This is a genomic window from Amycolatopsis sp. NPDC051716 (assembly GCF_040681595.1).
Taxonomy (GTDB): domain Bacteria; phylum Actinomycetota; class Actinomycetes; order Mycobacteriales; family Pseudonocardiaceae; genus Amycolatopsis.
This window is the reverse complement of sequence record NZ_JBFAZA010000005.1, coordinates 132,825-147,826: the sequence shown is the minus strand read 5'-3', so window position 1 is coordinate 147,826 and position 15,002 is coordinate 132,825. Positions and strand designations below refer to the sequence as shown.

Annotated in this window: 15 protein-coding genes; 11 read left to right on the top strand and 4 right to left on the bottom strand. The window is 70.4% G+C overall.

The window, feature by feature from the left end; translation table 11 throughout:
- Nucleotides 1-80: 80 nt before the first annotated feature.
- The 3 genes from AB0M30_RS08475 to htpX are packed head-to-tail and all read right to left on the bottom strand — an operon-like array spanning nucleotide 81 to nucleotide 3,382.
- The gene (locus AB0M30_RS08475; protein WP_364581556.1) at nucleotides 81-1,391 is read right to left on the bottom strand and encodes an NtaA/DmoA family FMN-dependent monooxygenase; all 1,311 of its coding nucleotides are present in this window, start codon (nucleotides 1,389-1,391) and stop codon (nucleotides 81-83) included.
- A gap of 1 nt (nucleotide 1,392) precedes the next feature.
- Nucleotides 1,393-2,478 (bottom strand): LLM class flavin-dependent oxidoreductase, encoded by a 1,086-nt coding sequence (locus AB0M30_RS08470; RefSeq protein WP_364581553.1) that lies wholly within the window; start codon nucleotides 2,476-2,478, stop codon nucleotides 1,393-1,395.
- A gap of 52 nt (nucleotides 2,479-2,530) precedes the next feature.
- A complete protein-coding gene (gene htpX / locus AB0M30_RS08465; protein WP_360177679.1) occupies nucleotides 2,531-3,382 on the bottom strand; it encodes a zinc metalloprotease HtpX in 852 nt (283 codons plus the stop codon).
- A 136-nt stretch (nucleotides 3,383-3,518) separates the two neighbouring features.
- On the opposite strand from htpX, the gene AB0M30_RS08460 reads away from it, so the two are divergent.
- On the top strand, nucleotides 3,519-4,487 hold the full coding sequence (locus AB0M30_RS08460) for a YncE family protein (protein ID WP_364581550.1): 969 nt from the start codon (nucleotides 3,519-3,521) through the stop codon (nucleotides 4,485-4,487).
- 40 nt (nucleotides 4,488-4,527) lie between these two features.
- On the top strand, nucleotides 4,528-5,403 hold the full coding sequence (locus tag AB0M30_RS08455) for an LLM class F420-dependent oxidoreductase (RefSeq protein ID WP_364581549.1): 876 nt from the start codon (nucleotides 4,528-4,530) through the stop codon (nucleotides 5,401-5,403).
- Nucleotides 5,404-5,443: 40 nt separating this feature from the next.
- Here the strand turns inward: AB0M30_RS08455 and AB0M30_RS08450 are convergent, their stop codons facing one another.
- Entirely contained in the window at nucleotides 5,444-5,812 is a 369-nt protein-coding gene (locus AB0M30_RS08450; RefSeq protein ID WP_364581547.1) for a YrdB family protein, read from the bottom strand.
- Nucleotides 5,813-6,010: 198 nt separating this feature from the next.
- Here AB0M30_RS08450 and AB0M30_RS08445 point away from each other — a divergent pair, with 198 nt between their 5' ends.
- Genes AB0M30_RS08445 through rfbC form a run of 9 tightly spaced genes read left to right on the top strand, consistent with a single transcriptional unit; the run spans nucleotide 6,011 to nucleotide 14,994 of the window.
- Nucleotides 6,011-7,243 (top strand): class I SAM-dependent methyltransferase, encoded by a 1,233-nt coding sequence (locus tag AB0M30_RS08445; RefSeq protein ID WP_364581545.1) that lies wholly within the window; start codon nucleotides 6,011-6,013, stop codon nucleotides 7,241-7,243.
- A gap of 1 nt (nucleotide 7,244) precedes the next feature.
- Complete coding sequence (locus tag AB0M30_RS08440; RefSeq protein WP_103337365.1) at nucleotides 7,245-8,036, top strand: glucose-1-phosphate cytidylyltransferase; 792 nt, start codon at nucleotides 7,245-7,247, stop codon at nucleotides 8,034-8,036.
- Nucleotides 8,033-8,680 (top strand): PIG-L deacetylase family protein, encoded by a 648-nt coding sequence (locus tag AB0M30_RS08435; RefSeq protein ID WP_364581542.1) that lies wholly within the window; start codon nucleotides 8,033-8,035, stop codon nucleotides 8,678-8,680. The genes AB0M30_RS08440 and AB0M30_RS08435 overlap by 4 nt, the downstream gene beginning before the upstream one ends.
- A gap of 5 nt (nucleotides 8,681-8,685) precedes the next feature.
- Complete coding sequence (locus AB0M30_RS08430; protein ID WP_364581540.1) at nucleotides 8,686-9,705, top strand: SDR family oxidoreductase; 1,020 nt, start codon at nucleotides 8,686-8,688, stop codon at nucleotides 9,703-9,705.
- On the top strand, nucleotides 9,705-10,985 hold the full coding sequence (locus AB0M30_RS08425; protein ID WP_364581538.1) for a DUF4910 domain-containing protein: 1,281 nt from the start codon (nucleotides 9,705-9,707) through the stop codon (nucleotides 10,983-10,985). Before AB0M30_RS08430 ends, AB0M30_RS08425 begins: the two co-directional genes overlap by 1 nt.
- Nucleotides 10,986-10,990: 5 nt before the next feature.
- On the top strand, nucleotides 10,991-12,316 hold the full coding sequence (locus AB0M30_RS08420; RefSeq protein ID WP_364581535.1) for a hypothetical protein: 1,326 nt from the start codon (nucleotides 10,991-10,993) through the stop codon (nucleotides 12,314-12,316).
- Nucleotides 12,317-12,323: 7 nt separating this feature from the next.
- Nucleotides 12,324-13,268: a glycosyltransferase family 2 protein gene (locus AB0M30_RS08415; protein WP_364581532.1), complete on the top strand. Its 945-nt coding sequence runs from the start codon at nucleotides 12,324-12,326 to the stop codon at nucleotides 13,266-13,268.
- On the top strand, nucleotides 13,265-14,449 hold the full coding sequence (locus AB0M30_RS08410) for a polysaccharide pyruvyl transferase family protein (protein ID WP_364581530.1): 1,185 nt from the start codon (nucleotides 13,265-13,267) through the stop codon (nucleotides 14,447-14,449). The genes AB0M30_RS08415 and AB0M30_RS08410 overlap by 4 nt, the downstream gene beginning before the upstream one ends.
- The gene (gene rfbC / locus AB0M30_RS08405) at nucleotides 14,446-14,994 is read left to right on the top strand and encodes a dTDP-4-dehydrorhamnose 3,5-epimerase (RefSeq protein WP_364581527.1); all 549 of its coding nucleotides are present in this window, start codon (nucleotides 14,446-14,448) and stop codon (nucleotides 14,992-14,994) included. Before AB0M30_RS08410 ends, rfbC begins: the two co-directional genes overlap by 4 nt.
- Nucleotides 14,995-15,002 lie beyond the last annotated feature (8 nt).

The window sequence follows — 15,002 nt, the reverse complement described above, 5'->3', positions numbered from 1 at the left end:
CGACCCCCGTCGGCGCCTTGGCGTGAAGTGCACCGTCCAGTGGTGGGATCGCATCCGGGCAGCGAAGTGCTACTCAGCGCCTAGAAGAGCTGCTCGCGCAGTGTCGGTCCGGCGTACTCGGTGCGAAAGACCCCACGTTCCTGCAGGTGGGGCACGACTTTGTCGACGAACTCGTCGAGCCCGCCCGGGGTCAGGTGCGGCACGAGCACGAACCCGTCGGCCGCGTCCGACTGGACGTACTCGTCGATCGCGCCGGCCACCGTCGACGGCGTGCCGACGAACTGCTGGCGCGCGGTGACCTCGATCACCAGCTCGCGGATCGAGAGCTTCTTCTCCTCCGCGATGGCCCGCCACCGGCGCGCCGTTTCCAGCGGGTCCTTCTCGTGGCGGACGCGGCCCCAGGTCAGCGGCTCGGCGTCCGGGTCGGGGTCGACCTCGGGCAGCGGCCCGTCGACGTCGTACTCCGCCAGGTCGCGGCTCCACACCTGCTCGAGGAACTGGATCGCGGTGGCCGGGCGCACCTGCTGGAGCCGGATCTCGCGGGCGTTCTCCTCGGCTTCGGCGTCGGTGTCGCCGAGGACGAACGTCGCGGCCGGCATGATCAGCAGCTCGCCGTGCTCGCGGCCGTACGCGGCCAGGCGGCGCTTGACGTCGTGGAAGAACGCCTGGCCGTCTTCGAGGGTGCCGTGCCTGCTGAAGATGACGTCCGCGGCCTTCGCGGCGAACTCGCGGCCTTCGTCGGAGTCGCCGGCCTGGATGACGATCGGCTGTCCCTGCGGCGTCCGCGGCAAGGTGAACTCGCCGGCGATGTCGAACTGGGCTCCACTGTGGACGAATTTGCCCGGGTCGCGGGCGAAGACGCCGTTCTCCTTGTCCCCCACCAGGGTTCCGGGCGCCCAGCTGTCCCAAAGCTCGCGCACGGTGGCCAGGAACTCCTCGGCCCGCGCGTACCGGTCCTCCCGCTTGAGGAAACCGCCGCGCCGGAAGTTCTGCCCGGTGAAGGCGTCCGGTGACGTCACGACGTTCCACGCCGCGCGCCCGCCGGAGAGGTGGTCGATGCTCGCGACCTGGCGGGCCACCTCGTAGGGCTCGTTGAACGTCGACGACAGCGTCCCGGCCAGGCCGAGGTGCGTCGTGACGGCGGACAGCGCGGCCAGCACGGTGGTCGTGTTGGGCCGGCCGACGACGTCGGAGTCGAGGATCTTTCCCGCGTGCTCGCGCAGCCGCAGGCCTTCGGCGAGGAAGAGGAAGTCGAACTTGCCGCGCTCGGCCGTGCGGGCCAGGTGCTCGAACGACGCGAAGTCGATCTGGCTGCCCGAGGCCGGGTCGCTCCACACCGTCGTGTTGTTCACGCCGGGGAAGTGCGCGGCGAGCTTGATCTGCTTGGTCATCTCACGCCCCCTGGTACTGGTTGACGGCGACGCCGAGGCCGAGGTGCTCGCGCAGGGTGGTCCCCGCGTAGCCGCTCCGGAACGCGCCCGCGGCACGCAGGGCGGGCACGGCCTCGCCGGCGAGCAGGTCGAGGTCGTCGGGCAGGACGGCGGGCCGCAGGTGGAACCCGGCCACGCCGGTCTCGGCCGCCCAGCGCGGCAGCTCGGCGGCCAGCTGCGCGGGCGTGCCGGCGAACGACAGGCCCGCGGGTTCGAACGGGACCAGGGCGTCGAGCTCGCGCTGCCGGTCGCGGGCCCCCTGCCCGGTCTCGGCCAGCACGATCGACACCGTCGCCAGCACCTTCGCGCCCGGGAACCGGGCGGCCGTGGCGCGGACCGCGTCCAGGTGGTCCGCCCTGGTCACGACCACGTCGGCGGCGCTCGCGTGCGGCGAGTCGCCGTAGACCGCGGTCACCGGGTGGCCCTGCGGCGGCCGCGGGGTGATCGACGGTCCCTTCACGCTGAAGAACCGGCCCTCGAAGTCGACGTAGTGCAGCTTGTCGCGGTCGATGAACCGGCCGGTCGCCGCGTCGCGGACGATCGCGTCGTCCTCCCAGCTGTCCCACAGCCGGGTGCTGACGTCGAGGACCTCGGCCGTCTCGGCGTCGCCGTCCGCCGGCGAAGGAACCGGGCGGCGGCCGAAGTGCGCGGCTTCGGCGGCCGTCAGCGACGGCACGGCGAGGACGCCGGCACGGCCCCGGCTCGCGTAGTCCAGCGTCGCGACCGACGTCGAGACGTGGAACGGCTCGGTGTGCGTGGTGGTGACGGTCGGGACCAGGCCGATCCGGCTGGTCACCGGCGCGATCGCGGACAGCGTGAGCAGCGCGTCGAGCCGGCCGCGAACGACCCCTTCACCGCCGGGCTGCAGCGCGAGCGAGTCGTCGAGGGTGACGAAGTCGAACGAAGCCGCTTCGGCGAGCTTCGCGTACTTCAGGTAGTGGCCGGCGGTGAACAGGGCGGCGGGCTCGACCGCGGAAATCCGCCACGCGGCCGGGTGGTACCCGGCCCCGTCGATGGCGACGCCCAGGTGCAGCTGTGCGGAAACCATGCCTGCGCAACTCCGGCCGCGGGCCCGGGATTCCCGCTCCCACCAGCTGGGATCAGAACGGGCGGCGGGCCAGCTCTTCGAGCCGGGCGATGCGGTCGGCGATCGGCGGGTGGGTCGAGAACAGCTTGCTCAGGCCTTCGCCGGGGCGGAACGGGTTCGCGATCATCAGGTGCGACTGCGACACGAGCTGCGGCTCGGCGACCAGCGGCCGCGCCCGCGTACCGGCGTCCAGCTTCCGCAGCGCCGAGGCCAGGCCCAGCGGGTCACCGGTCAACTCGGCCCCGGACGCGTCGGCCTGGTACTCCCGCGATCGGCTGACACCCATCCGGATGATGGCCGCGGCGATCGGCCCGACGAAGATCAGCAGCAGGCTGAGCAGGGGATTGCCGTCGCGGTTGTTGCTGCCGAAGAACAGCGCGATGTTCGCGAGCACGCTGATCACGCTGGCCAGCGCGCCGGCCACGCACGAGATCAGGATGTCGCGGTTGTAGACGTGCGAGAGCTCGTGGCCGAGCACCGCCCGCAGCTCGCGCTCGTCGAGCAGGTCGAGGATGCCGGTGGTGCAGCACACCGCCGCGTGCCGCGGGCTGCGGCCGGTCGCGAACGCGTTGGGCGCGACCGTCGGGCTGATGTACAGCTGCGGCATCGGCTGCCGGGCGACCTGCGCGAGCTCGCGCACGATCCGGTACATCGCGGGCTGCTCGACCTCCGACACCGGCCGCGCCCGCATCGCGCGCAACGCCAGCTTGTCGGAGCTGAAGTAGGCGAACGCGTTCATCCCGAGGGCGATGACCAGGCCGATCAGCAGCGCACCCCGGCCGAAGAGCCCGCTGAGCGCGATGATGATCGCCGACAGCAGGCCGAGCAGCAATGCCGTCTTGAGTCCGTTCTGATGCCCGTGCACGCGCGCTCGCCTCCAACCGCTGTCCCGAGTGGGTTTACCCAGTGGAAACAACGCGATCGGGGGACGCGAAGTTCCTTCGGGTGGGGATGGCGCGGGTTACGCTCGGGCGGCGGGATGATCAGGAGCGGAGGCGCCGATGCGTGGTGGGCGGCTACCCCGGCGGACCCTGTTCGCGCTGGTCACGGCGGGTGCCGGGGCCTTCTTCCTGCCCGGGACGGCCCGCGCGGAGGACGTCCGGTCCCTCGACCTCGGCGGCGACCCGGCCGCGGTCGCGGTGAACCCGGTCACCGGGCTCGGGTACGTCACCGACGCCCAGGCCGGGACGGTGTCCGTGGTGGAGCCGCGCAGCGCGTCGGTCGTCGACGTGATCCACGTCGGCGGCGAGCCCGGCGACGTCGCGGCCGACCCGGAGGCCGGCCGGATCTACGTCGCGAACCCCCCGGCGGGCACCGTGGTGGTGCTCGACAGCCGGACCCACGACCTGGTGAGCGTGATCGGCGCGGGAGCCGGTGCCTCGGCGCTGGCGGTCGACGAGGAGGCCAACCGCGTCTACGCGGCCAGCGGCACCACCGGGACGCTCGCCGTGCTCGACGGCGTCAGCTGCACGCTGGCCGCGCTCGTGCCGAGCCCGCAGCAGGGGTTCGCCGGCATCGGCGTCGACCCCGGCCGCAAGCTGGCCTACTGCGCGAGCACCGCCACCGACTCGATCGAGGTGTTCTCGATCGACAGCGGGAAGTTCGTCGCTTCGGTGAAGGTCGGGCGCAACCCGACCGGGGTCGCGGTGCACCACGCGAGCGGCACGGTCTACGTCGCGAACTCCGGCATCCACCACATGTCCATTGTGGACGCCGTCACGCGCACCGAGCGCAAGACCGTGTTGCTGCGCAGCGAATCCTCCGCGCTAGCCGTGCACCAGGGCACGAACACGGTGTTCACCAACGGCGGCCAGAACGGGCTCACCCGCGTCGACGGCACGGCGGGCACGCTGAGCGGCGAGCTGTCGCTGGGCGTCAACCCCGGTGACGTCGCCGTCGACCAGCGGACGCGCACGGTGTGGGTCACCGATCCCCTGCACGGCCGGGTCTTCCTGGTCCGCGATTTCTGACCGGGCAGCTGGGGCAACTCCAGGTATACGGTCGGAAATCATGAAACTCGGACTGCAGATCCCCGACTTCACCTGGCCGAACGGGGCGTCCGCGCTGGGCGCCGACCTGGCCGCCGTCGTCCGCGCGGGCGACCAGGCGGGCTTCGACTCCATCGCCGTGATGGACCACTTCTTCCAGATCGGCGCCGTCGGCCCCGTCGAGAACGACATGCTCGAGGCGTACACGACCCTCGGCTTCATCGCCGCGCACACCGAGCGCGCCAAGCTGCTCACCGTGGTCACCGGCGTCCTCTACCGCCACCCCGGCCTGCTGGCCAAGGCCGTCACGACGCTGGACGTGCTCTCCGGCGGCCGCGCGATCCTCGGCATCGGCGCGGGCTGGAACGAGGAGGAGTCCCGCGGGCTGGGGTTCCCGTTCCCGTCCGTGGCCGAGCGCTTCGAGCTGCTGGAGGAGAACCTCCAGTACGTGCTGCAGATGTGGACCGACGGCGACGCGCCGTTCAAGAGCAAGCACTTCGACGCCGGACGGCTGCTCAACGTGCCCCAGGCCCTGCAGAAGCCGCGTCCGCTGATCATGATCGGGGGCGGCGGCGAGAAGAAGACCCTGAAGCTCGTCGCGAAGTACGCCGACGCGTGCAACCTCTTCAACGGGCCGGACCTGGAGCGCAAGCTCGACGTGCTGCGGCAGCACTGCGAGAACGAGGGCCGCGACTACGACTCGATCACCAAGACCGTCTACCACATCCTCGACGTCGGCGAGAACGGTGAGAAGTCCGACGAGCTGCTGGCCGAGCTGGAGCGGCTGAACGGGCTGGGCATCCAGGTCGCGCTCGGGATGGTGCCGCACGTGCACCGCCCGGCGGTCCTCGAGAAGTTCGCCACCGAGGTCGTCCCGGCCGCCGAAAAGCTCGTCTGAGCTGCTGCCGGAGCCCTCTCCGCCGGGTGGCGGGGAGAGCTCAGCCGTCTTTGGCGACCACCCGGGTCAGGGCCGCGACGCCGATCCCGGCCGCCGCCACGGCGATGCCCGCGACCAGCCAGCCGACCAGGGCGAGCACCACGCCAGTGACCGCGAAGAGAGCGAATTCCAGCAGGAAGCGGGCCGGTTCCGGGAGGCGGCGGCGCGCCCGCGGCGCGATGAACAGACCCCACAGCGCGGCCGCCGCCACCGGCAGCAGGACGGCATCGACGATGGCCAGCGCGACGCCGCTGCCGAGCTGGGTACCCGCCAGGGCCAGGCCGCCCAGGAGCGCCAGCTCGGTCAGGAAGCGGACCGTCAGCACCACGCCCGCGAACCCGCTCAGGCGGGGAGTCGGCTGGGAAGTCATCCGGCCAGCCTAGGAGCAGGTCCACTGTGGACGTTACGGGTTCGGTCGGGTACGGTTCGTGATTCCCGCCACAGTTAGGCCATTCAGGTTGCGGTTCCGAATCGGTCCACCAGCGGCTCCCGCGTCGCTGTAACGACCTTCCGGCGCCGGTCGACGTGTTAAACGCACATCGCGACCGCGAGCCAAGGAGCCTGGTAGATGACCACATGTCGACTCTGCGGTTCGACAAACACGGCCAGTGTCGTCGACCTCGGCGCGACTCCCCCGTGTGAGCGATTTTTGCCGGCGGAGCAGCTCGACGAGCCGGAAGCCACCTTCCCGCTCCACCTGAAGGTCTGCACCGACTGCTGGCTCGCGCAGATCCCGCCGCTGATCGACCCCGACGACACCTTCACCGAGTACGCGTACTTCTCGTCGTTCTCGACGTCGTGGGTCGAGCACGCGAAGCGGTTCGTCGACGGCGCGGTCGAGCGGCTCGGGCTGGGTGAGAAGTCGTTCGTCGTCGAGGTGGCGAGCAACGACGGGTACCTGCTCAAGCACGTCGTCGGGCACGGGATCCGGTGTCTGGGCGTGGAACCTTCGGTGAACGTCGGGCAAGCGGCGCGGGACGCCGGGGTGCCCACGCTGACCGCGTTCCTCTCCGAGGAAACCGGCCTGAAGGTGCGCGAGGAAAACGGGCCGGCCGATCTGGTGGCCGCGAACAACGTCTACGCGCACATCCCCGACGTCCTCGGCTTCACCAAGGGGCTGCGGGCGCTCGTCGCCGACGACGGCTGGGTCTCCATCGAGGTCCAGCACCTGCTCACGCTGATCGAGAAGAACCAGTACGACACGATCTACCACGAGCACTTCCAGTACTACACGGTCGAATCCGCGCGCCGGGCCCTCGCGACCGGCGGGCTGACCGTGGTCGACGTCGAACTGCTGCCGACGCACGGCGGGTCCATCCGGCTGTGGGCGCGGCCCGACGGGGTCGCGGGCGAGCCCAGCGAGCGGATGACCGACGTGCTGGAGCGCGAAAAGGCCGCCGGGCTGCACGAGCTGTCCGGGTACACCGAGTTCGCCGAGCGCGTCACCCGCGTGCGGCTGGACCTGCTGAAGTTCCTCATCGAGGCGCGCAACGACGGGAAGACCGTCGTCGGCTACGGCGCCCCGGGCAAGGGCAACACCCTGCTGAACCACTGCGGCATCCGGACGGACCTGCTGCAGTACACGGTCGATCGCAATCCGTACAAGCACGGCCGGTTCACCCCCGGCACGCGCATCCCGGTGCTGCCGCCGGAACGGATCGAAGCGGACCGGCCCGACTACGTGCTCGTCCTCCCGTGGAACCTCCGGGAGGAACTGACCGAACAGCTCTCCCACATCGGGGCCTGGGGCGGAAAGCTCGTGTTCCCGATTCCCCACTTGGAAATCGTCGAGGTGCAGTGAAGTGAAGGTCGTCCTCTTCTGCGGTGGTTACGGGATGCGGATGCGCAACGGCGCGGCCGACGACGTCCCGAAGCCGATGGCGATGGTCGGTCCGAGACCGCTCATCTGGCACGTGATGCGCTACTACGCGCATTTCGGCCACACCGAATTCATCCTGTGCCTCGGCTACGGCGCGGCGCACATCAAGAACTTCTTCCTGAACTACCAGGAAACCATTTCCAACGACTTCGTCCTCCGCAACGGGCAGGCGGAACTGCTGTCGACCGACATCGCGGACTGGACGATCACCTTCGTGCAGACCGGCATCGAGTCGCCGATCGGCGAGCGGCTGCGCCGGGTGCGCCCGTACCTCGACGGCGACGAAATGTTCCTCGCGAACTACGCCGACGTCCTGTCCGACGTCCCGCTGCCCGACATGATCGAGCGGTTCTCGAACTCCGACTCGGGCGCCTCGATGATGGTCGTGCCGCCGCAGTCGTCGTTCCACTGCGTGGAAATGGACGAGGGCGGCAAGGTCGGCTCGATCACCGCGGTGAGCGAAATGCCGCTGTGGGAGAACGGCGGCTACTTCGTGCTGCGGCAGGAAGTGTTCGACCACATCCCGGAGAACGGCGACCTGGTCGCCGACGGCTGCGGCGAGCTCGCCAAGCGCGGCCGCCTGCTGGCCTACCCGTACCGCGGCTTCTGGAAGCCGACGGACACGGTCAAGGAGCGCGCGGCCCTCGACAACGCCTACACCCACGGTGAGCGGCCCTGGGCGCTCTGGGAGCGCACGGCCGCGAGCATCGCGTGATCGGGCTCCGGCCGGACCGGCTCACCGGCGTCGTCGCCCTCGGCGCGCACTGCGACGACATCGCGATCGGCGCCGGCGGCACGCTGCTGACGCTGTGCGCGTCGCGGCCGGGCCTGAAGGTCGACGCGCTGGTCCTCTCCGGCGGCGGCACGCCCCGCGAGGACGAGGAGCGGGCGGCGCTGGCGGCGTTCTGCCCGGGCGCCGAGCTCGACGTCACGGTGCTGAAGCTGCCGGACGGGCGGTTCCCGGCGCACTGGGAAGAGGCCAAGAACGCCCTGGAGGAGCTGCGGCGGCGGACCGACCCGGACGTCATCCTGGCGCCCCGGACCGACGACGCCCACCAGGACCACCGGGGGCTGGCCAAGCTGGTTCCGACGGCGTTCCGCGACCACCTGGCGCTCGGCTACGAGATCGTCAAATGGGACGGCGACCTCGGCGCCCCATCGGTGTACCAGCCACTGTCCGACGAGCTCGCGGAGGAGAAGGTCCGGCTGCTGCAGGAGCACTACGCCTCGCAGCGGCAGCGGCCCTGGTACGACCGCGAGGCCTTCCTCGGGCTGGCCCGGATCCGCGGCATCGAAGCCGCCGCGAAGTACGCCGAAGCGTTTTTCGTCAAGAAACTCACTCTCGATCTGAAGGGCTGAATCCGATGCGGGTGTTGCTGACGGGGCACAAGGGCTACCTGGGGACGGTGATGGCCCCGGTGCTCGCCGCCGCCGGCCACGAAGTCACCGGCCTGGACTCCGGGCTGTTCGAGGACTGCCTGCTCGGGCCCGCCCCCGCCGACCCGGCCGGGCACGCCGTCGACCTGCGGGACGTGACCGCGGCCCACGTCTCCGGATTCGACGCGGTCATCCACCTGGCCGCGCTGTCGAACGACCCGCTGGGCTCGCTCGCGCCGGAGCTGACCTACGACATCAACCACCACGCGTCGGTGAAGCTCGCGAAGCTGGCCAAGGACGCCGGCGTCCAGCGGTACCTCTACGCGTCGACCTGCTCGGTGTACGGCGCCGGCGGCGACAACCTCGTCGACGAGGACGCGCCGCTGCGGCCGGTGACGCCGTACGCGGAGTCGAAGGTGCGTGTCGAAGCCGACGTCCACGAGCTCGCCGACGACGACTTCACGCCGGTCTACATGCGCAACGCGACCGCGTTCGGCTACTCGCCCCGGCTGCGCGGCGACATCGTGCTGAACAACCTGACCGCGCACGCCCACCTGTCCGGCGAGGTGCTGGTGCTCTCCGACGGCACGCCGTGGCGGCCCCTGGTGCACGCCCAGGACATCGCGCGCGCCTTCACGGCGGCCCTGACCGCGCCGAAGGAGGCCGTGCACAACAAGGCCTTCAACATCGGCACCGAGGAGAACAACGTCACCGTCGCCGAGATCGCGCAGGAGGTCGTCGAGGCCGTGCCGGGCTCGACGCTGAACATCACCGGCGAGGCGGGCGCCGACCCGCGCTCGTACCGGGTCGACTTCTCGCGCTTCCGCGCCGCGATCCCCGGCTTCGCCTGCGACTGGTCGGTCAAGGACGGCGCCGTCGAGCTCATCGAGGCCTACCGCAAGTTCGGGCTCACCCGGGAGTCGTTCCAGCAGCTGTTCACCCGGCTGGCCTGGCTCAAGAGCGAGGGCGAAGCCGGCCGCGTCGACTCCACCCTGCGGCGGAAGTAGTGGCGGGCCCGCAGCTGCGAACGGGGGCGGAGCTGCACGCCCTGGTCGAGCGGCTGTACCCGATCTGCCGCAGCATCACCGGCGACGGCGTGCGGCAGACCCTGGACATCATCGGCGAGCACATCGCGCTCGAGCGGCACGAGGTCCCGACCGGTACGCAGGTGCTGGACTGGACGATCCCGCAGGAGTGGAACATCCGGGACGCGTACGTCGCTTCGCCGTCGGGTGAGCGCGTCATCGACTTCCAGGAGCTGAACCTGCACGTCGTCGGGTACAGCGTCCCGGTGTCGCGGCGGATGCCGCTGAGCGAGCTGCGGGAACACCTCCACACGCTGCCCGAGCAGCCCTCGTGGGTGCCCTACCGGACCAGCTACTACGCCCCGGCCTGGGGATTCTGCCTCGCGCAGGAGAAGCTCGACGCGCTGCCCGACGGCGACTACGACGTCGTCATCGACTCGACCCTCGCCGACGGCTCGCTGACCTACGGCGAGCACGTCGTCCCGGGCCGCGTCACCGACGAGGTCATCGTGTCCTGCCACGTCTGCCACCCGTCGCTGGCGAACGACAACCTCGCCGGCATCGCGGTGGCCGTCTCGCTGGCCCAGCAGCTGGCCGCGGCCCAGCCGCACTACACGTACCGCTTCCTGTTCATGCCGGGCACGATCGGCTCGATCACCTGGCTGGCACGCAACGCCTCACGGATCGAGAAGGTCCGTCACGGGCTGGTGCTGGCGTGCGCCGGTGACCCGGGCTCGCTGACGTACAAGAAGTCCCGCCGCGACGACGCCGAGATCGACCGCGTGATGCAGCACGTGCTGCGCTCGCGGGAGCACCGCGTTGTCGACTTCTCGCCGTACGGCTACGACGAGCGCCAGTTCTGCTCGCCGGGCTTCAACCTCGGCGTCGGCTCGCTGACGCGCACGCCGTACGCGGGCTACCCCGAGTACCACACCTCCGCCGACAACCCGGGTTTCGTGTCACCCGCGGCCATGGAAGACACGCTCGGTGTTTTGAAGGACGCGTTCGGTGTCCTGGACCGCAACCGCCGGTACGTCAACCTCAGCCCGTACGGCGAGCCGCAGCTCGGCAAGCGCGGGCTGTACGACTCCCTCGGCGGCCGCAGCGACGCCAAGCAGGCCCAGATGGCGATGCTGTGGGTGCTCAACCTCTCCGACGGCGAGCACTCGCTCTTGGACATCGCCGAGCGCGCCGGGCTGCCCTTCGACATCGTCGACGTCGCGGCCCGTGCCCTGCACGACGCCGGTCTGGTCAAGGAGTGAACGACGTGGCCAACCATCGCCGTGTGCCACGCTCGATCTTCCGGTCGGGCGCGGCGCGCGCGATGGCCGGACGGTTGAGCTGGGGCCTCGGCGACCAGGCCGTGTCCAGCCTGACCAACTTCGCCGTCGGGCTGTACGTGGCCCGCTCGCTCGGCACGTTCGCGTTCGGCATTTTCAGCCTCGCCTGGGTCACCTACGGCGTGGTGCTCAACATCTCGCGCGGCCTCGCCACGGACCCGCTGATGGTGCGGTTCAGCGCCGTGCCGGAGGACCGGTGGCGGTCTGGCGTGGCGAGCGCGTCCGGCACCGCGATCGGCGTCGGCTGCGTGACCGGCGTGGTCAGTCTCCTGGCCGGGCTGGCCGCGGGCGGCCCGCTCGGCAACGCGTTCGTCGCGCTCGCCGTCGTCCTGCCGGGCTTGCTCCTCCAGGACGCCTGGCGCTTCGCGTTCTTCGCGCGCGGCGCGGGCAAGAAAGCGTTCGTCAACGACTGCGTGTGGGGCGTGGCGCTGCTCCCGGCGCTCTACGTCGCCGCGCAGATCCACACGGTGGTCGCGTTCGTGCTGGCCTGGGGCCTTTCCGGCGCGGTCGCGGCCCTGTACGGCGGGTTCCAGACCGGGATCCTCCCGCACCCGCGGGAGATGGCGGGCTGGCTCCGGACGCAGCGCGACCTCAGCGTCCGGTACCTCGTCGAGAACGTCAGCAACAGCGGCGCGTCGCAGCTGCGCGCGTACGGCCTCGGCGCCATCGCCGGGATCACCGCCGTCGGCGCGGTCCGCGGTGCCGAGCAGCTCCTCGGCCCGTTCCTGGCCCTGCTCATGGGGCTGTCCCTGGTCACCGTCGCCGAGGGCGCGCGGGTGCTTCAGCGGGCGCCGCACCGGCTGAAGCACTTCTGCGTGATCCTCGGTGGCGGGCAGGCCGCCGCCGCGCTGTGCTGGGGCGTCGGCCTGCTGCTCCTCGTACCCGACAGCGCCGGCCGCTGGGTGATGGGCTCGGTGTGGGACTCCTCGTCCCCGCTGATCCTCCCGGTCACCCTCGCCGTGGTCGGCGCGAGCTTCGCCACCGGCGCCGCGGCCGGGCTCCGGGCGTTGGGCGCCGCCAAGCGGAGCCTGCGATCGCAGCTGATCGCCTCCCTGTTCTACGTCACGTTCGGCATCACCGGCGCCTTCCTCGGTGGTGCGGCCGGGTCCGCGTGGGGCGTCGCGACCGCGACGCTCAGCGGATCCGTCGTCTGGTGGCTGCAACTGCGGATGGGGCTGCGCGACTACGTGCCGCCCGGGGCCGACGAGCCCACCGTGGTGTTCGAGCCGATCAAAGAGCCGATCAAGGAATGAGGACTCCATGACCACCGTCCCGCGGCTGAGCCTCGGCCTCCCGGTGTACAACGGCGAGGAGTACCTCGCCGAGTCACTGGACGCCCTGCTCGGCCAGACCTTCGAAGACTTCGAGCTGATCATCTCGGACAACGCCTCCACCGACGGCACCGACGAGATCTGCCGCCGCTACGCCGAGAAGGACTCGCGGATCCGCTACGTCCGCCAGCCGAAGAACATCGGCGCGACGCCGAACCACAACTTCGTGTTCGACGTCTCCCGCACCGAGCTGTTCAAGTGGGTCTCCCACGACGACCTCTACGCCCGCGACCTGCTCAAGCGGTGCGTCGAGGCCCTCGACGAGCGCCCGGACGTCATCCTCGCCCACTGCGACCAGGCGATCATCGACGGCGACGGCCGCATCGTCCAGCCGCTCCAGTACACGCTGGACACCGGCTCCCGGCACGCGCCGGACCGCTTCCGCAGCATCCTGTTCGAGCCGGGCGGCGACGACTTCTACGGCGTCATCCGCGCCGACGTCCTCCGCCGCGTCAAGCCGCTCGACAGCTACCACCACGCCGACCGCACGTACTCGGCGGAGATGGCCCTGCACGGCCCGTTCTACCAGGTGCCCGAGCTGCTCTACTTCCGCCGCGACCACCCCGGCCGCGCGGAACGGGCCAACCCGACCATCCGGAGCCGGTGCGCGAATCTGGACCCGCGGCGCGCGAACCGGCTCCGAAATCCCACCGTCCGCCTGCTCGGCGAGTACGTCTTCGGGTTCGCCGACCTGATCCGCCGTGCGCCGATCTCGGCCGCCGACAAGCGCGAGTGCTTCGGCCACCTCGGCGCCTGGCTGACCAACCGGGCCCGCTCCGGCCACGGCGAGCGCGTCGAGGACCGCGCGCCGACCGCCTCCGACGTCGCCACGGTCAACGAGATCGTGGCCGGCCGGGAAGGCAGGCTCGCGTGAAGCGTGCCCCGCGCGTCGGCGTGTTCGGCCTGCTCGGCTCGGGGAACCTCGGCAACGACGGTTCCCTCGAAGCCGTGCTCGGCTACCTGCGCACCGAGTACCCGGACGCCGTGCTCAGCGCCCTGGTCGGCGGCCCGGAGCTCGTCCGCGAGCGGTACGGCCTCGACGCGACGCCCCTGCACTGGAACCAGTCCGAGTACGAGACGGCGTCCGGCCTGCGCTCGGTCGTCCTCAAGGGCTTCGGCAAGCTGGTCGACATCGCGCGGACCGCGGCCTGGGTCCGGAAGCAGGACGTCGTCATCGTGCCCGGCATGGGCGTGCTCGAAGCGACGCTTCCGCTGCGTCCCTGGGGTTTTCCGTATTCCCTCTTCCTCCTCTCCGCCACCGGCCGCCTCTTCGGCACCAAGGTGGCGCTCGTCTGCGTGGGTGCGAACCACATCAGCGCCCGGGCGACGCGGACGCTGGTCCGCTGGGCCGGCCGGCTCGCCGCCTACCGCTCCTACCGCGACGACATCTCGCGCGACGCCATGCGCGCCATGGGCGTCGACACGAGTGCCGACCAGGTCTATCCCGACCTCGCGTTCTCCCTCCCCACCCCGGCCGCCGGCGGCGAGCCGGGCACCGTCGGTGTCGGCGTGATGGCCTACTACGGCGGCAACGACGACCGCGCCGAGGCCGACCGCATCTACCGCCACTACGTGGACACGATGAACCGTTTCGTCGCGTGGCTCGTTGACCAGGACAGACCCGTCCGGCTGTTCATCGGCGACCGGATCGACCGGCAGGTCGTCGACGAGATCATCGAGAAGACCGCTTCCCCGCTGGTGACGGCGGCTTCGGCGGAGACCCTGGACGAGCTGATGCACGAGATGGCCGCGGTGGACAGCGTGGTGGCCACGCGCTACCACAACGTGCTCTGCGCCCTGAAGGTCGCGAAGCCGACCGTGGCGATCGGCTACGCGCCGAAGAACGACGTCCTCATGGCGGAGATGGGCCTCGATGGCTTCACCCAGCGGGCGAAGACCGTCGGCTTCGACCGGCTCGTCGAACAATTCACCGAACTGGAGAACCGTTCGGCAGAACTTCGCCAGACGCTCCTGGAACGGAACGAGATGAACGCGCAACGGCTCAAGGACCAGTTCGCCGCTCTTTCGGCGGCCCTCTTCGGGGGTGGGCGATGAAGGCCATTCCGGTGCCCGAGATCGACGGCGCGTATCTGTTCGAACCCACCCCGCACACGGACCAGCGCGGCTTCTTCAGCCGGACGTTCGACCGCGACGTCGTCGCGTCGGTGGGCATCGACCCGGACGGCTTCGTCCAGGACAGCCTTTCCCGCTCCCGCAAGGGGGTCGTCCGCGGGATGCACCTGCGCGGCGGCGCCGGCGAGGCGAAGCTGGTGCGGTGTTCGCACGGCGCGATCTTCGACGTCGTGGTGGATCTCCGACCGGATTCGCCGACATTCCGGAATGTGAAAACCTTCGAACTTTCCGGTGAGACCCAGGTATCCGTGTACATCCCCGCGGGGTGCGCGCACGGATTCCAGTCACTCACGGATCCCTCCGATGTTTCGTACCGTATCGATCGGGCACACGATCCTGAAGAAGACATTACGATTTCGTACAAAGACCCTGAATTGGACATTTCGTGGCCACTGTCGGTCACAATGGTCAGTGACCGGGACGAACGGGCGCCGTCTCTCGGAGAGGCGTTGAAACCAACGAGGTGAACCACGAC